The sequence below is a fragment of the Microbacterium ulmi genome (genome assembly GCF_011759705.1).
In the GTDB taxonomy this organism is placed as follows: Bacteria; Actinomycetota; Actinomycetes; order Actinomycetales; family Microbacteriaceae; genus Microbacterium; species Microbacterium ulmi.
Window position 1 is genome coordinate 346,016 of record NZ_JAAOZF010000002.1, and the last position, 16,338, is coordinate 362,353.

General features: G+C 69.4%; 12 protein-coding genes. 7 read left to right on the top strand and 5 right to left on the bottom strand.

Annotation, left to right across the window (positions count from 1 at the left end; genetic code table 11):
* Positions 1–47 precede the first annotated feature (47 nt).
* Positions 48–1,274, bottom strand: coding sequence for an ammonium transporter (locus tag FHS08_RS14295; RefSeq protein WP_167040542.1), 1,227 nt, complete (start codon positions 1,272–1,274; stop codon positions 48–50).
* A 199-nt stretch (positions 1,275–1,473) separates the two neighbouring features.
* On the bottom strand, positions 1,474–2,511 hold the full coding sequence (gene zapE, locus FHS08_RS14300) for a cell division protein ZapE (RefSeq protein WP_167040544.1): 1,038 nt from the start codon (positions 2,509–2,511) through the stop codon (positions 1,474–1,476).
* 119 nt (positions 2,512–2,630) lie between these two features.
* Here zapE and FHS08_RS14305 point away from each other — a divergent pair, with 119 nt between their 5' ends.
* From FHS08_RS14305 to FHS08_RS14315, 3 genes are read left to right on the top strand one after another with little or no spacing between them, the layout of a single operon-like run.
* The gene (locus tag FHS08_RS14305; RefSeq protein ID WP_167040546.1) at positions 2,631–3,557 is read left to right on the top strand and encodes a sulfurtransferase; all 927 of its coding nucleotides are present in this window, start codon (positions 2,631–2,633) and stop codon (positions 3,555–3,557) included.
* Positions 3,558–3,585: 28 nt separating this feature from the next.
* On the top strand, positions 3,586–4,026 hold the full coding sequence (locus FHS08_RS14310) for a SufE family protein (protein ID WP_167040548.1): 441 nt from the start codon (positions 3,586–3,588) through the stop codon (positions 4,024–4,026).
* A 6-nt stretch (positions 4,027–4,032) separates the two neighbouring features.
* Positions 4,033–4,749: a RibD family protein gene (locus FHS08_RS14315; RefSeq protein ID WP_167040550.1), complete on the top strand. Its 717-nt coding sequence runs from the start codon at positions 4,033–4,035 to the stop codon at positions 4,747–4,749.
* Here FHS08_RS14315 and FHS08_RS14320 read toward each other — a convergent pair.
* A complete protein-coding gene (locus FHS08_RS14320) occupies positions 4,718–5,953 on the bottom strand; it encodes an alpha/beta hydrolase family protein (protein ID WP_167040552.1) in 1,236 nt (411 codons plus the stop codon). The genes FHS08_RS14315 and FHS08_RS14320 overlap by 32 nt on opposite strands.
* A gap of 25 nt (positions 5,954–5,978) precedes the next feature.
* On the opposite strand from FHS08_RS14320, the gene FHS08_RS14325 reads away from it, so the two are divergent.
* The 4 genes from FHS08_RS14325 to FHS08_RS14340 all read left to right on the top strand — a co-directional run bounded on the left by FHS08_RS14325 (position 5,979) and on the right by FHS08_RS14340 (position 11,197).
* Positions 5,979–6,569: a DUF3000 family protein gene (locus FHS08_RS14325; protein ID WP_167040554.1), complete on the top strand. Its 591-nt coding sequence runs from the start codon at positions 5,979–5,981 to the stop codon at positions 6,567–6,569.
* A complete protein-coding gene (locus FHS08_RS14330; RefSeq protein ID WP_167040556.1) occupies positions 6,562–7,761 on the top strand; it encodes an HRDC domain-containing protein in 1,200 nt (399 codons plus the stop codon). The genes FHS08_RS14325 and FHS08_RS14330 overlap by 8 nt, the downstream gene beginning before the upstream one ends.
* A 74-nt stretch (positions 7,762–7,835) precedes the next feature.
* Positions 7,836–9,041, top strand: a complete 1,206-nt coding sequence (locus tag FHS08_RS14335; protein ID WP_167040558.1) for an acetyl-CoA C-acyltransferase — start codon at positions 7,836–7,838, stop codon at positions 9,039–9,041.
* A gap of 11 nt (positions 9,042–9,052) precedes the next feature.
* The gene (locus FHS08_RS14340; protein ID WP_167040560.1) at positions 9,053–11,197 is read left to right on the top strand and encodes a 3-hydroxyacyl-CoA dehydrogenase NAD-binding domain-containing protein; all 2,145 of its coding nucleotides are present in this window, start codon (positions 9,053–9,055) and stop codon (positions 11,195–11,197) included.
* 124 nt (positions 11,198–11,321) lie between these two features.
* Here the strand turns inward: FHS08_RS14340 and dxs are convergent, their stop codons facing one another.
* Together dxs and acnA are read right to left on the bottom strand one after the other, a co-directional pair.
* On the bottom strand, positions 11,322–13,274 hold the full coding sequence (gene dxs / locus FHS08_RS14345) for a 1-deoxy-D-xylulose-5-phosphate synthase (protein WP_167040562.1): 1,953 nt from the start codon (positions 13,272–13,274) through the stop codon (positions 11,322–11,324).
* A 171-nt stretch (positions 13,275–13,445) separates the two neighbouring features.
* On the bottom strand, positions 13,446–16,274 hold the full coding sequence (gene acnA / locus FHS08_RS14350) for an aconitate hydratase AcnA (protein WP_167040565.1): 2,829 nt from the start codon (positions 16,272–16,274) through the stop codon (positions 13,446–13,448).
* Positions 16,275–16,338 lie beyond the last annotated feature (64 nt).

Here is a 16,338-nt window from a genome sequence, read left to right on the forward strand (position 1 = left end):
CGCCGCGGTGACCCGCGGCGCCCCTCGGCTGCTGTGTAGAGAGGAGGTCAGGCGCGCTCGTCGATGAGGTAGCCCTCTTCGCCGTGGACTGCCGTGTCGACGCCCGCGAGCTCGTCCTCGTTCTTGATGCGGAATCCGAGGGTCTTCTCGATCGCGAAGCCGATGACGTAGGCGACGACGAACGAGTAGATCAGCACGCCGAACGCCGCGATCGCCTGAAGGACCAGCTGCTCCCAGCCTCCGCCGAGGAAGAGGCCCGTGCCCGTGGCGAAGAAGCCGAGGTACAGGGTTCCGAGGAGACCGCCGACCAGGTGGACGCCCACCACGTCGAGCGAGTCGTCGAAACCGAGCTTCCACTTCAGCTCCACCGCGAGAGCGCAGACGGCACCCGCGATGACTCCGAGCAGGAGCGCCCAGCCGGGGGTCAGGTTCGCGCAGGACGGGGTGATCGCCACGAGGCCCGCGACGGCGCCCGAGGCCGCTCCGACGGACGTCGCCTTGCCGTCCTTGAACTTCTCGACCACGAGCCAGCCCAGCACGGCGGCAGCGGTCGCACCGAGAGTGTTCACGATGATGAGTCCGACGCTCGAGTCGGGCGTTCCGAGGAGCCCGGCAGTGCCTTCAGCGCCCGCGTTGAAGCCGAACCAGCCGAACCACAGGATGGAGGCGCCCAGGAGGACGAGCGGGACGTTGTGCGGCTTCTGGATGCCCTTCTGGAACCCGATGCGCTTGCCCAGCACCAGCGCGAGCGCGAGGGCAGCGGCACCGGCGTTGATGTGGACGGCCGTGCCGCCCGCGTAGTCGATCACGCTCGTCGAGAAGCCGAAGGTGTCGCCGAGGCTCATGATCCAGCCGCCGCCCCAGACCCATGCGGCGATCGGGAAGTACGCCAGCGTCGCCCAGATGCCCGCGAAGATGATCCACGACCCGAACTTGGCGCGGTCGGCGATCGCGCCGGAGATGAGCGCAACGGTGATGATGGCGAAGGTCGCGCCGTACGTCACGCCGACGAGCGTGTCGCTGTCGGCCCCGCTGAGGCCGAAGTCGGAGAACGGGTTGCCGGCGAACGCCCAGGGGGTGTCGACGGCGCTCATGTTGGCTCCGTAGAGGATCCACAGAACGCTGACGAGTCCGAGCGCGCCGAAGCTCATCATCATCATGCTGACGACGCTCTTCGCCTTGACGAGGCCGCCGTAGAAGAACGCCACTCCCGGCGTCATGAAAAGCACTAGTGCCGTCGCGGCGACGGACCAGGCGAGGTTACCGCTGTCCATGAGAATCCTCATCCATGTGTCGTGTTACTCAAGGTCCCGCAGGGGCCGCATTCGGGTGGCGGCGCTCGGGGCTGGGGCCCAGTTTCGTGACACACCGTTTCGAGAGGCATGCGTGTCGTGTTTCGCGGCGGTTACGTGGGTGCGTGCTGCGTAAACATCAGGTTTCGGGATGCCGCGAGTCGGCTCCCGAAACCCTTCGTCACTCGTGGGTGAGGGCGTTGAGGCGCGAGATCGCGCGCAGATACTTCTTCCGATATCCCCCGGCGAGCATCTCGGCGCCGAACACCCGGTCGAGCGGGACGCCTGTCGCCCTGATCGGGATCTGCGCGTCGTACGCGCGGTCGACGAACGCGACGAGTCGCAGGGCGCTGGACTGGTCGTCGAGCTCGTGGACGTCGCGGATGCCGATCGTCTCGAGCCCGTCGATGAGCCGGATGTAGCGGCTCGGGTGCACGCGCGCGAGATGGGCGACGAGCCCCGCGAACGTGTCGTCCGACGCGAGCGAGCGGGCCGCGGCATCCGTCAGCGCGCTCTCGTACTGAGGCTCCGTCAGCACGACGGCGTGCCCGTCGAGCGCACGCTGCCGATAGTCGGTCCCGTCGATGCGTATCGTGTCGAAGCTCGCCGCCATGGCGTGGATCTCGCGGAGGAAGTCCTGCGCCGCGAACCGGCCCTCGCCGAGCGCGTTGGGAGGAGTGTTGGATGTCGCCGCCAGCCGGGTGCCGCTCGTCACGAGCTCGCCCAGCAGGCGCGTCATGACCATCGTGTCTCCCGGGTCGTCGAGCTCGAACTCGTCGATACAGAGCAGATCCGAGCCGCGGAACAGCTCGACCGTGTTCTGGTAGCCGAGCGCCCCGACGAGGGCCGTGTATTCGATGAAGGAGCCGAAGTACTTCCGGCGCGCCGGCATCGCGTGGTAGATCGATGCGAGCAGATGGGTCTTGCCGACGCCGAATCCGCCGTCGAGGTAGACGCCGGGCTTGAGCTGCGGACCCTTCTTGGCGCGGCGGAAGAGCCCGCCGCCACGCTCGGCGGGGGCACCCGACCCGCAGAAGGAGATGAGCGCGTCCTTCGCGTCCTGCTGAGAGGGGAACGCGGCGTCGGCGCGGTACGTCTCGAAGGTCGCCCCGTCGAACTGGGGCGGCGGCACGAGGGCGGCGACCATCTCGGCGCCGCTCACCTGCGGCGTGCGCTCGACGAGGTGCACGATGCCGGCGGCGGTCGCGGTGGAGGTCATGGCGTGGTCCTGTGTCGCATCGTGACGACGATGATGCGAGCCATCGCCGGGGAATCTATCGTCGGAATCGACCGTTCCACCCTACCGTCGCCCCGCCGTCACCCCTCCGAGGAGCAGCCATGACCGTCGAGCTCGATTCGTCGTCCGCGAAGTTCGCCGAGTATGCAGAGCCCGGCAGGCTCGTGACGGGCGAATGGCTCGAAGCGCGCCTGGGACAGCCGGGTCTGGTCGTCGTCGAGTCCGACGAGGACGTCCTGCTGTACGAGACGGGCCACATCCCCGGCGCCGTCAAGGTCGACTGGCACACGGAGCTCAACGACCCCGTCGTGCGCGACTACGTCGACGGCGAGGGGTTCGCCGAGCTGCTGTCGCGGAAGGGCATCGCGCGCGACGACACCGTGGTCGTCTACGGCGACAAGAACAACTGGTGGGCCGCGTACGCCCTGTGGGTCTTCTCCCTGTTCGGGCACGAGGACGTGCGCCTGCTCGACGGCGGCCGCGACAAGTGGATCGCGGAGGGCCGTCCCATCACGACCGACGCGACGGTGCGCGATGTCACCGCGTACCCCGTCGTCGAACGCGACGACTCCGTCCTGCGCGCCTACAAGGACGATGTGCTCGCCCATCTCGGCCGCGGCCCGCTCATCGACGTGCGCTCGCCCGAGGAGTACGACGGCTCGCGCACGTCGGCCCCCGCCTATCCCGAGGAGGGCGCGCTGCGTGCGGGGCACATCCCGACTGCGCAGAGCGTGCCGTGGGCCCGGGCCGTCGCGGAGGACGGCGGATTCAAGCCTCGCGCAGAGCTCGACGCGATCTACCGGGGAGAGGCGGGCCTGTCAGACGGAGACGCGATCGTCGCCTACTGCCGCATCGGCGAGCGGTCGAGCCACACGTGGTTCGTGCTGAAGCACCTGCTGGGCTTCCAGGACGTCCGCAACTACGACGGCTCGTGGACCGAGTGGGGCAGCGCCGTGCGCGTGCCGATCGTCGCGGGCGCCGAGCCGGGCTCGGTCGCGCAGTCCGAGCGGTCGGCCGCCAGCGCCTGAGCCCGCGAGGCGTGGGAGGATGGCGGGGATGACCGACACCGTCCTGCCCGCGACCCTGGCCGAGATCCGCGACGAGTTCCTCGAGCTCGACGAGCCCGACCGGCTGCAGCTTCTGCTCGAGTTCTCGAACGAGCTGCCGGCGGTCCCCGCCGAGTACGAGGGCCACCCGGAGCTGTGCGAGCGGGTCGTCGAATGCCAGTCCCCCGTCTACATCGTCGTCGACGTCGACGGGGACGGCAGGGTCGCGATGCACGCGACGGCGCCCCGGGAGGCGCCGACGACACGCGGGTTCGCGAGCATCCTCGTGCAGGGCATCGCGGGGCTCAGCGTCGACGAGGTGCTCGGCATCCCCGACGACTATCCGCAGTCGATCGGGCTCACGCGGGCCGTCTCGCCGCTGCGGATCGCCGGCATGACCGGCATGCTCATGCGTGCGAAGCGGCAGGTCCGGGCCAAGCAGGCGGCCTGAGCTCGGATGATCGTCACCGAGATCGTCCCGCGCACACTCGACGCAGTCGACGCCTCGACGGACGAGGCGCGCGCGTGGCTGCGCACGCGCTACGCGCGGGAGGATGCCGCCTATGTGCGGCTCAACATGATCACGAGCCTCACGGGCTCGGCGTCCGGCGCGGACGGCACGAGCGAGACGCTCACGAACCGCGTCGACCGACGGATCCTCGGCGTGATCCGTGCGGAGGCGGACGTCGTGCTCGTCGGCGCGCAGAGCGTCCGCGCCGAGGGGTACGTGGTCCCGCGTTCCGTGCGGCTCGCGATCGTCACGTCGTCGGGTGATCTGGCCGGGCACCGCCTGCGCCTCGAGCAGGGCGCGACGCCGGGCCGCGTCATCCTCGTCTGCCCGCAGCGACGCGCCGACGAGCTCGCCGAGTCGACCCGTTCGCTCGGCGTGCAGGTGCTCGGCGTCCCAGGCTCCGAACGGCTCCAGCCGGGTGCGATCGTGGCCGCGCTGCGCGGGCGGGGACTGACGCGCATCGTGTGCGAAGGCGGTCCCTCCCTCGCGTCGCAGTTCGCGAACGCGGGGCTCATCGACGAGTTCTGCGTCACCGTCGCGCCGGCCCTCGAGCCCGTCGACAAGCCCTTCGTCCGGCTCGCCGAACGCGCGGCGGCCGAGGTCGCGGGGCACCTCGTCGACGAGGCGGGGTTCAGTTATCTGAGGCTGCGGGCGCTGCGCTGAGGACGCGCCGATCGAACCACGAACGGATGCTGTCGCTCCACCGCTCCTGGTCGTAGTTCCACAGCTTCGTGTGACGCGCGACGTCGAACACCTGCATCTCCACGAGATCGGGACGCGCCACGACGAGGTCGTGCGAGGCATCCGACGGCACGAAGCCGTCGTCGTCGCTGTGCAGGATCAGCACGGGATGCCGCAGCTCGCCCGCGCGGGCCACGACGTCGAGACGGTCGAACGGGATCCCGCCGCCCGTGCGGGTGACGGGGGCTGCCCAGTCCGCGCCGAGCGCGCCGATCGCGAGGTCGGTCACGGCGGAGGGCACGTGGAGAAGACGCGCCTGGTAGTCGAGCACGATGCGCCAGTCGATGACGGGCGAGTCCAGCACGATGCCGGCGATGAGGTCGCGGTGCGCCGAGTTGAGCGCGACCTGCAGGGCGATCGCCCCGCCCATGGACCAGCCCATCAGGACGACGCGCTTCGCGCCCCGCCGCCGCGCGAACCCGAGCGCGGCATCCACGTCGCGCCACTCCGTCGCACCGAGAGCGTACGTTCCTGCACGGCTGCGCGGAGCCTCGCCGTCGTTGCGGTACGAGACGACGAGCGAAGTCACGCCGAGCGCATGGAAGACCGGGACGGCGCGCAGGCACTCGGCGCGCGTCGTGCCGCGCCCGTGCACCTGGACGACCCAGGTGTCGGGCTCGAGCACCGCCTCGTCGCCGGCGGGGAAGAGCCATGCGGGGCACGGCCCGAGCGACGACCCGACGAGCTCGGGGGTGAACGGGAGGTGCAGCTCCTCGGGGCGCGAGAAGTACCAGCCGCTGAAGGCCGCCTCTGCGGCCAGGCGCGACTGTCCGCCGATGTGCGTGAGCAGCTTGCGCTTGACGGTCTCGCCGTCCTCCGCGAGCACCGAGCCGAGCTTGAGGTAGTGCTCGGAGCCGGTCGTGAACAGGCCGTAGCGGCCGGGCAGGCGCGTGTCGGGCGTGCGGGTCAGCGTGATCGTCTGGGCCGCCGTGTCGAGCCCGACGATGCGTGTGTCGGGCTCGCGCGCGGCCGGGGTGACGACCTTCCGAGCCATCCGCACGGAGGCGAGGGCGAGCAGCGAGAGCACGCCGGCGAGCGTGACGCTCAGCCCTGTGAGGGCAGTGCGGAGCCCGGCGGCGAGAGCGGGTGAGGCGCCGCGTGATGCGGCGCGCCTGGGGACTACCATCGGACCCTCACTCTAGTCTGTCCGCGTGGCCTCGCTCCGTCCCCCCGCGACTCCGGCGTCGTTCGCCGCCGCGGCGGCGGATGTGCGCGCCGTCGAGTTCCGCAGCGACTTCACGGTGCGCGAGATACCCGCTCCGCAGGGGCTCGCGCCCGAGTCTCTCGCTCTCGCAGGAGACGTCCGGCCGGAGGAGCACGGCGTCGACTCGCCGTACGGCACGGGCCGGCTGATCCTGCTGCACGACCCCGAGCAGCCCGCCGCCTGGAACGGCGCGTGGCGCATCGTGTGCTTCGCTCAGGCGCCCCTCGAGCCGGACATCGGCATCGACCCGCTTCTGACCGACGTGGCCTGGGCGTGGCTGGTCGACGCGCTCGACTCGCGGCACGCCGCGCATGACGCGGCATCCGGCACCGCGACGAAGACGCTCTCGAAGGGGTTCGGATCGCTCGCCGACGAAGGCGACGGAGCGCAGATCGAGCTGCGCGCGTCGTGGTCGCCGCGCGGTCCGATCGGGCCGCACGTCGAGGCGTGGGCGGAGCTCGTATGCATGCTCGCGGGGCTGCCCCCGGGGTCGGAGGGGATCGAGGTCCTCGGAACACGCAGGACGGCACGTGACTGACTACATCGTGATCTCGGATGCCGAGACCCTCGTCTCCGCCGCGCGCACCCTCGCGCAGGGCGTAGGCCCCGCCGCCGTCGACGTCGAGCGGGCATCGGGCTTCCGGTACTCGCAGCGGGCCTACCTCGTGCAGGTGTTCCGCCGCGGTGCGGGCGTCTTCCTGTTCGATCCTCCCGCCATCGGCGACTTCACGGCTCTCGCGGATGCGATCGGCGCCGAGGAGTGGGTCCTGCACGCCGCGAGCCAGGACCTGCCTTCGCTGAGAGAGCTCGGCCTCGAGCCGTCGTCGATCTTCGACACCGAGCTCGCGGCGCGCCTGCTCGGCCACGAGCGCGTCGGTCTCGGAGCGGTCGTCGAGGATACCCTCGGCGTCACGCTCGCGAAGGCGCACTCCGCCTCGGACTGGTCGACGCGCCCGCTCCCCCAGGCATGGCTCGAATACGCCGCGCTCGACGTCGAGCACCTCGTGGACGTGCGCGACGTGCTCGTCGCCGAGCTGGCAGAGCAGGGCAAGACCGCGTTCGCCGAGGAGGAGTTCCGCGCCGTGCTCGAGAGGGTGCCCAAGCCGCCTCGCGAGGAGCCCTGGCGGCGCCTGAGCGGCCTGCACACCGTGCGGGGCCGCCGATCTCTCGCCGTCGCGCGATCGCTGTGGGAGGCGCGAGAGGAGTACGCGCAGGAGCAGGATGTCTCTCCCGGCCGTCTCGTCCCCGATCGGTCGCTCGTCGCCGCGGTGCTGGCCGATCCGGCGACCAAGCAGGATCTCGCGAAGCTGAGGGAGTTCACCGGCCGCGCCAGCCGCTCGGAGCTCGATCGGTGGTGGGCGGCGATCGAGCGGGGTCGCTCCGACAGGATCCTGCCGACCGAGCGCGGGCCGGGCGGCGACTCCCTCCCCCCGCCGCGTGCGTGGCCCGACCGCAACCCCGAGGCGGATGCGCGGCTCAAGGCGGCGCGACCGCTCGTCGAGCAGCTCGCGGAACAGTTGCGCATGCCCACCGAGAACCTCCTCACCCCCGAGCTGCTGCGGCGGGTCGCCTGGAGCCCGCCGGCTGTGGTCACGGCGGCATCCGTCGGAGACGCCCTTCTCGAGCTCGGCGCGCGACGCTGGCAGATTGACCAGACTGCACAGGGGATCGCCGATGCCTTTGTGAGTTCCGTGCAAGCGCTCTCGGAGGCCGTGGAAGACGGTTCGTAGGTTTCCGCCACCCGATGCAAGGCGCCGCGACACGCCTTCCTAGGCTGGGGTCATCCCAACTTTCTGGAGGCAATGTGGCCGAGATTTCGGACGTCTTCTTCGTCGATGGCATGCGAACCCCGTTCGGGCGTGCCGGCGAGAAGGGCCAGTACTGGAACACCCGCGCCGATGACCTCGCCGTCAAGGCGACCATCGGCCTCATGGAGCGCAACCCGAACGTTCCGAAGGACCGCATCGACGACGTCGCGATCGCCGCGACGTCGCAGACAGGCGACCAGGGCCTGACTCTCGGCCGCTCTGTCGCGATCCTCGCGGGGCTCCCGCAGTCCGTCCCGGGCTTCGCGATCGACCGCATGTGCGCGGGCGCCATGACGAGCGTCACGACGATGGCGGGCTCGATCGGCATCGGGATGTACGACGTCGCCCTCGCGGGCGGCGTCGAGCACATGGGGCGTCACCCGATCGGCTCGAACGCCGATCCCAACCCGCGCTTCGTCTCGGAGCGCATGGTCGACCCCGGAGCGCTCAACATGGGCGTGACGGCCGAGCGCATCTTCGACCGCTTCCCGCACCTCACGAAGGAGCGCTCGGACCGCTTCGGCATGCTGAGCCAGCACAAGGCGCAGGCCGCGTACGACGCCGGCAAGTTCCAGCCCGACCTCGTCACGGTCGCGATCAAGGATGCGGAGGGCGCCTGGGGTCTCGCGACGGAGGACGAAGGCCGCCGCCCCCAGACGACGATGGAGGACCTCGCAGCCCTCAAGACGCCGTTCCGTCCGCACGGCCGCGTCACCGCTGGCACGTCGTCGCCCCTCACGGACGGCGCGACGATGTCGCTGCTCGCGGGCGGCGGAGCCGTCAAGGAGCTCGGTCTGGCCCCCAAGATGCGCCTCGTCTCGTTCGCGTTCGCGGGCGTGCAGCCCGAGATCATGGGCATCGGCCCGATCCCGTCGACCGAGAAGGCTCTCAAGAAGGCCGGTCTCACGATCCACGACATCGGCCTGTTCGAGCTCAACGAGGCGTTCGCGATCCAGGTGATCTCGCTGCTCGACCACTTCGGCATCGCCGACGACGACCCGCGCGTGAACCAGTGGGGCGGCGCGATCGCGCTCGGCCACCCGCTGGCGGCCTCGGGTGTCCGCCTCATGATCCAGCTCGCGGCACAGTTCGCCGAGCGTCCCGATGTCCGCTACGGCCTCACGGCGATGTGCGTGGGCCTCGGCCAGGGCGGCTCGGTCGTCTGGGAGAACCCGCACTACGACGGCAAGAAGAAGAAGTAGGACGCATACGGATGACCAGCTACGACGACATCGACTTCTCGCCGCTCGAGGCGCTCTCCGACCGCGAGGTCGTCACGCACTCGCCCGTGCGCGACATCCGCCTCGCCTCCGGCAAGGTGCTCGCCCTCATCACCCTCGACAACGGGCGCGATCACACGCGCCCCAACACCCTGGGTCCGGCGACGCTCACGGAGCTGAGCGCGACTCTCGACGCGCTGAAGGCGCGCGCCGCTGCGGGCGAGATCCACGCGGTCGGCATCACGGGCAAGCAGTACATCCTCGCGGCGGGCGCCGATCTCAGCGAGGTCGCGCACCTTCCGTCCAAGGAGATCGCGAAGCTCGTCACGCAGCGCGGCCACCAGGTGCTGGGCGGGCTGTCGGAGCTCGGCGTTCCGACCTTCGCGTTCGTCAACGGGCTCGCGCTCGGCGGCGGACTGGAGATCGCGCTGAACTCCACGTATCGGACGGTGGATGCCTCGGCCGCGGCGATCGCGCTGCCCGAGGTGTTCCTCGGCATCATCCCTGGCTGGGGCGGCGCCTACCTGCTGCCGAACCTCATCGGCATCGAGAACGCGCTCGAGGTCGTGATCTCGAATCCTCTCAAGCAGAACCGGATGCTCAAGCCCCAGCAGGCGTTCGACTACGGCATCTTCGACGCGATCTTCCCCGCGGCGACGTATCTCGAGAACTCCCTCGCGTGGGCCGACGGCGTGCTCACGGGCACGATCAAGGTCGAGCGCAAGAACGAGCCCGGCAAGATCGAGCGCCTCACGAAGTGGCCCATCGCGATCAAGATGGCTCGCGGGATGCTCGAATCGAAGATCGGCACGGTCCCGACCTCGCCCTACGCCGCGCTCGAGCTGCTCGACAAGGCGAAGAGCGGAACCAAGGCCGAGGGCTTCGCCCGCGAGGACGACGTCCTCGCCGAGCTCATCGCCGGCGACCAGTTCGCGGCATCCATCTACGCGTTCGACCTCGTGCAGAAGCGTGCGAAGCGACCTGTCGGGGCCCCCGACAAGGCGCTCGCGAAGAACGTCACGAAGGTCGGCATCATCGGTGCGGGCCTCATGGCGAGCCAGTTCGCGCTGCTGTTCGTCCGCAAGCTCCAGGTGCCGGTGCTGATCACCGACCTCGACCAGGCGCGCGTCGACAAGGGCCTCGCGTACATCGACGACGAGATCGGCAAGCTCGAGGCGAAGGGACGTCTCGACCGGGACACCGCCAACAGGCTGCGCGGACTCGTCCACGGCACGACCGACAAGAGCGAGTACGCAGACTGCGACTTCGTCATCGAGGCCGTGTTCGAGGAGGTCGGCGTCAAGCAGCAGGTGTTCGGCGAGATCGAGCAGATCGTCGCGGAGGACGCGATCCTCGCGACCAACACGTCGTCCCTGTCGGTCGAGGAGATCGGCTCGAAGCTGCGGCACCCCGAGCGCCTCGTCGGGTTCCACTTCTTCAACCCGGTCGCCGTCATGCCGCTCATCGAGATCGTCAAGACCCCGCAGACGACGGATGCCGCGCTCTCGACCGCGTTCGTCGTCGCGAAGGGACTCGGCAAGAACGCGGTCCTGACCGCGGACGCGCCCGGCTTCGTCGTCAATCGCCTCCTCGCGAAGGTCATGGGCGAGGCCGCACGTGCCGTGTACGAGGGCACGCCGCTGCTCACGGTCGAAAAGGCCTTCGGCCCGCTCGGCCTGCCCATGACGCCGTTCCAGCTGATCGACCTCGTCGGCTGGAAGGTGGCCGCTCACGTGCAGGACACGATGGCGGGCGCCTTCCCCGACCGGTTCTTCGCCTCGGCGAACTTCCATCGGCTCGCGGAGCTCGAGCACGTCGTAGAGAAGGACAAGTCCGGTCGCGTCACGGGCTGGTCGAAGGCGGCGGAGAAGGTGCTCAAGGGCGCTGTCGGCTCGAACCCTTCGACCGAGGCGGACATCCTCCGCCGTGTGCAGGACGGCCTCGCGCAGGAGATCAGGTTGATGCTCGACGAGGGCGTGGTCCCTGAGGTCGAAGACATCGACCTGTGCCTCATCCTCGGCGCCGGCTGGCCCTTCATCGACGGCGGCGCCTCACCGTACCTCGACCGAGAGGGCGCGTCGAAGCGGGTCTTCTCGGACACGTTCCACCACCCGGTCATCACCGGTATCGCGGGCTGATCCGGGCCCTCCGCGAGGGGCTGTCGTTCCGCCGAGGACGGCAGCCCCTCGTCGTGCAGGCAGAGCGGCGTCGTGACGGCGCCGCCGAGATCGAGGATGCGCTCCGAGGGGGCGAACGCCAGCGCTACGCGTCGCCGCGACTGCGGGCCCACTCCCCCACGATCGGGATCTCGGACGTCGTCTGACGTGCGACCGGAAGGCGTGTGCCGAGCACCTGGGCGACGATGTTCTGGGCGATCTTCGCGGCCGTGAGACCGGCATCCTCGAGGATCTGCTCGCGCGTCGCGTGATCGATGAACTCGTCGGGGAGGCCGAGCTCGTCGACTGCCGTGTCGACGCCCGACTCCCTCAGCACCTGACGCACGCGCGTGCCGATGCCGCCGACGCGGATGCCGTCCTCGATCGTGATGACGAGACGATGGGATGCCGCGAGCTCGACGATCGACGGCTGCACGGGGACGACCCAGCGAGGATCGACGACGGTCGCGCCGATACCCTGTGCCTCGAGGCGCTCGGCGACATCGACGGCGAGATGAGCCATGGGACCGATCCCGACGAGCAGGACGTCTTCCGCCTCGCCTCGTGCGAGCACGTCCACGCCGTCCGCGAGGCGCTCCACAGCGGGGAGATCGCGGCTCACGGCACCCTTGGGGTAGCGCAGGACGGTCGGCGCATCGTGCACCGCGACGGCTTCGCGCAGCTCCTCGCGCAGGCGAGCCGCGTCGCGCGGCACCGCCATGCGGATGTGCGGCACGAGCTGCAGCATCGCGAGATCCCAGATGCCGTGGTGACTCGGGCCGTCTGGACCGGTCACACCCGCGCGGTCGAGGACGAACGTGACCCCGGCCTTGTGCAGCGCGACATCCATGAGCACCTGGTCGAACGCGCGGTTCATGAACGTCGCGTAGATCGCGACGACAGGGTGCAGCCCGCCGAACGCCAGGCCGGCGGCGGACGCGACCGCGTGCTGCTCGGCGATGCCGACGTCATAGACGCGATCGGGGAATCGCTGCGCGAAGGGCAGCAGTCCCGTCGGGCGGAGCATGGCGGCCGTCATGCCGATGACGTCGGCGCGCTCCTCGCCGATCGCGACGAGCTCCTCGGCGAACACGTCCGTCCATCCGGCGCCCGCGGCGCTGCCGACCGGCGTGCCCGATACCGGGTCTATGCGCCCGACGGCATGGAACTGGTCTGCCTCGTCGTCGAGCGCAGGCTGGTAGCCGCGCCCCTTCTCCGTGATGGCGTGCACGATGACGGGCGCGCCGTACTCCTTCGCGAGCTCGAGAGTCTCGATGAGCGAGCCGAGGTCGTGGCCGTCGACGGGGCCGAGGTATTTGATGTCGAGATTGGAATACAGCTCGGTGTTGTTCGTGAATCGCGACAGGAAACCGTGCGTGCCCCCGCGGACTCCGCGGTAGACGGCGCGTGCCGCGGGGCCCAGCTTGCGCGAGAGCGTGTCCGACCCGCGGTGCAGGTTGCGGTACGTGTCTGCCGTGCGCACGCGGTTCAGATACCGCGCCATGCCGCCGATCGTGGGTGCGTACGACCGCCCGTTGTCGTTCACGATGATGACGAGATTGCGGTCGTTGTCGTCGGAGATGTTGTTGAGCGCCTCCCACGTCATCCCGCCCGTGAGAGCTCCGTCGCCGACGACGGCGATGACGTGCCGGTCTTTGCGGCCCGTGCGGGTGAGGGCCCGCGAAAGGCCGTCGGCCCAGCTCAGCGAGCTCGACGCATGGGACGACTCCACGACGTCGTGCGGGCTCTCCGAGCGCTGCGGGTAGCCTGCGAGACCTCCTCGCGCCCGCAGGTCGGAGAAGTCCTGACGGCCGGTCAGCAGCTTGTGGACGTACGACTGGTGACCCGTGTCGAAGATCACGGGGTCGTTCGGCGAGTCGAAGACCCGATGGAGCGCGATCGTGAGCTCGACGACCCCGAGGTTCGGACCGAGGTGCCCGCCTGTGCGAGCCACGTTCTCGATCAGGAACGCGCGGACCTCGGCGGCGAGCTCGTCGAGCTGTGCGAGCGAGAGCCTGTCGAGGTCACGGGGTCCTGCGATGGAGGACAGCAGTGCCATCGCACTCCCTTCGCCGTCTACGCTCACGGTCACCCGCAGTCGGATGCCTCGCCAAGTCTACCCACGACGGCTCGACAGCCCCTGCGAGGGGGGCAGGCGGAGCACGCGCCGTCCCGCCCGCGACGACGAGTGGGTCGGAGGTTCCCCCGGCCCACTCGTGAGAGGCATACGTCAGACGAGCGAGCGAAGCACGTACTGCAGGATGCCGCCGTTGCGGTAGTAGTCGGCCTCACCGGGGGTGTCGATGCGGACGACTGCGTCGAACTCGACCGTCTGCTTTCCCTCGGGCGAGAACTCGCTGGGGGCTGCCGTCACCTTGACGGTCTTGGGCGTGACGCCCTCGTTGAGCTCCTCGAGGCCCGCGATCGAGACGATCTCCGTGCCGTCCAGACCCAGCGACTGCCAGCTCTGACCCGCGGGGAACTGCAGCGGGACGACGCCCATGCCGATCAGGTTCGAACGGTGGATGCGCTCGAAGCTCTCGGTGATGACGGCCTTGACGCCGAGCAGGCTCGTTCCCTTCGCCGCCCAGTCGCGCGACGAGCCGGAGCCGTACTCTTTGCCGCCGAAGATGACGAGGGGCACGCCCGCGGCCTGGTAGTTCTGGCTCGCATCGTAGATGTACGACTGCGGGCCGCCCTCCTGAGTGAAGTCGCGCGTGTAGCCGCCCTCGACCACAGCCCCGTCGTTGACGGCGCTCACGAGGAGGTTCTTCAGGCGGATGTTCGCGAACGTTCCGCGGATCATGACCTCGTGGTTGCCGCGGCGAGAGCCGTACGAGTTGAAGTCCTTGCGCTCGACGCCGTGGTCGGTGAGGTACTGGCCGGCGGGGCTGTCGGCCTTGATGTTGCCGGCGGGGCTGATGTGGTCTGTCGTCACCGAGTCGCCGAGCGTGGCGAGCACCCGAGCGCCGGCGATGTCGGCGACCGGAGTCAGCTCCATCGTCATGCCGTCGAAGTACGGGGGCTTGCGCACGTAGGTGGATGCGGCATCCCACTCGAACACGTCGCCGGTGGGCGTCGGCAGGTTCCGCCAGCGGTCGTCGCCCGCGAACACGGTCTCGTACTGCGTGGTGAACATGTCCTGGTTGATCGACTCGTCGATCGTCTTCTGCACCTCGGCGGCGTCGGGCCAGATGTCCTTGAGGAAGACGTCCTCGCCGTTCTGGTCCTTGCCGAGCGGGTCGACCTCGAAGTCGAAGTTCATCGAGCCGGCCAGCGAGTAGGCGATGACCAGCGGCGGCGACGCCAGGTAGTTCATCTTGACGTCGGGGTTGATGCGGCCCTCGAAGTTGCGGTTTCCCGAGAGAACCGCGGTGACGGCGAGGTCGTTCTGGTTGACGGCCTCCGACACCTCGTCGATGAGCGGGCCCGAGTTTCCGATGCACGTGGTGCAGCCGTAACCCACGGTGTAGAACCCGAGGTCTTCGAGGTCCTTCGTCAGGCCCGCTTTCTCGTAGTAGTCGGTGACGACCTTCGAGCCGGGTGCGAGGGTGGTCTTGACCCACGGCTTGGCCTTGAGGCCCTTCTTCACCGCGTTGCGGGCGAGCAGGCCGGCCGCGAGCATGACCGACGGGTTCGACGTGTTGGTGCAGGACGTGATCGCCGCGATCGTCACGGCGCCGTGGTCGAGCAGGTACGACTGGCCGTCGGGCGTGGTCACGCGCGTCGGCTTGGAGGCCGTCGCCGGCGCGTGGCTGTGGTGCACGTGCACATGCTCGTTGTGCTCGTCCTCCGGGCTGTTGGAGGGCGGGTCGGACGCGGGGAACGACTCGGCGATCTCGAGGTCGACGAGGTCATGCTCGACATCCGCGTAGTTGAGCAGGTCGGCCTCGAACTGCTGCTTGGAATGCGACAGCTCGATGCGGTCCTGCGGGCGCTTCGGCCCCGCGATCGAGGGCACCACGGTCGACAGGTCGAGCTCCATGTACTCGCTGAACGCCGGCTCGTGTGCGGCGTCGTGCCAGAGGTGCTGCTCCTTGGCGTACGCATCGACGAGGGCGAGGGTCTGCTCGTCGCGTCCGGTGAGGCGCAGGTAGTCGACGGTGACGTCGTCGATCGGGAAGATCGCAGCCGTCGAGCCGAACTCAGGGCTCATGTTGCCGATGGTGGCGCGGTTGGCGAGCGGGACGGAGGCCACGCCCTCGCCGTAGAACTCGACGAACTTGCCGACGACGCCGTGCTTGCGCAGCATGTCGGTGATCGTCAGCACGACGTCGGTCGCGGTCACGCCTGTGGGGATCGAGCCGGTGAGCTTGAAGCCGACGACGCGCGGGATCAGCATCGAGACGGGCTGGCCGAGCATCGCGGCCTCGGCCTCGATGCCGCCGACGCCCCAGCCGAGCACACCGAGGCCGTTGACCATCGTGGTGTGCGAGTCTGTGCCGACGCACGTGTCGGGATAGGCCCGCAGCACGCCGCCGACGGTGCGGTCGTAGATGACCTTGGCCAGGTGCTCGATGTTCACCTGGTGGACGATCCCGGTGCCCGGCGGGACGACCTTGAAGTCGTCGAACGCGGTCTGGCCCCAGCGGAGGAACTGGTAGCGCTCGCCGTTGCGCTCGTACTCGATCTCGACGTTGCGCTCGAGCGCGTTCTCGGTGCCGAACAGGTCGGCGATGACGGAGTGATCGATGACCATCTCGGCGGGCGAGAGCGGGTTGATGCGCTTCGGGTCGCCGCCGAGGGCCGCCACGGCCTCGCGCATCGTCGCGAGGTCGACGATGCACGGAACGCCCGTGAAGTCCTGCATGACCACGCGCGCAGGCGTGAACTGGATCTCGGTGTCGGGCTCGGCATCCGGATCCCACGACCCGAGAGCCTCGATCTGCGCCTTCGTGACGTTGGCGCCGTCCTCGGTGCGCAGGAGGTTCTCGAGCAGCACCTTGAGGCTGAACGGGAGCTTCTCGTAGCCCGCGACCTTGTCGATGCGGAAGATCTCGTAGTCGGTGCTGCCGACCGTCAGGGTGCTCTTGGCACCGAAGCTGTCAACCGTGGACACGTGTGTCTCCTTCGTCGGCGGCGGGCGCGGGCCGATGACTCGGCACTCCCCATCTTCCCCCGCT

Bases quoted from the DNA above. Each gene is read 5' to 3' on its own strand.
- FHS08_RS14295 (WP_167040542.1), bottom strand. From the start codon at position 1,274: ATGGACAGCGGTAACCTCGCCTGGTCCGTCGCCGCGACGGCACTAGTG.
- zapE (WP_167040544.1), bottom strand. From the start codon at position 2,511: ATGACCTCCACCGCGACCGCCGCCGGCATCGTGCACCTCGTCGAGCGC.
- FHS08_RS14305 (WP_167040546.1), top strand. From the start codon at position 2,631: ATGACCGTCGAGCTCGATTCGTCGTCCGCGAAGTTCGCCGAGTATGCA.
- FHS08_RS14310 (WP_167040548.1), top strand. From the start codon at position 3,586: ATGACCGACACCGTCCTGCCCGCGACCCTGGCCGAGATCCGCGACGAG.
- FHS08_RS14315 (WP_167040550.1), top strand. From the start codon at position 4,033: ATGATCGTCACCGAGATCGTCCCGCGCACACTCGACGCAGTCGACGCC.
- FHS08_RS14320 (WP_167040552.1), bottom strand. From the start codon at position 5,953: ATGGTAGTCCCCAGGCGCGCCGCATCACGCGGCGCCTCACCCGCTCTC.
- FHS08_RS14340 (WP_167040560.1), top strand. From the start codon at position 9,053: ATGACCAGCTACGACGACATCGACTTCTCGCCGCTCGAGGCGCTCTCC.
- dxs (WP_167040562.1), bottom strand. From the start codon at position 13,274: ATGGCACTGCTGTCCTCCATCGCAGGACCCCGTGACCTCGACAGGCTC.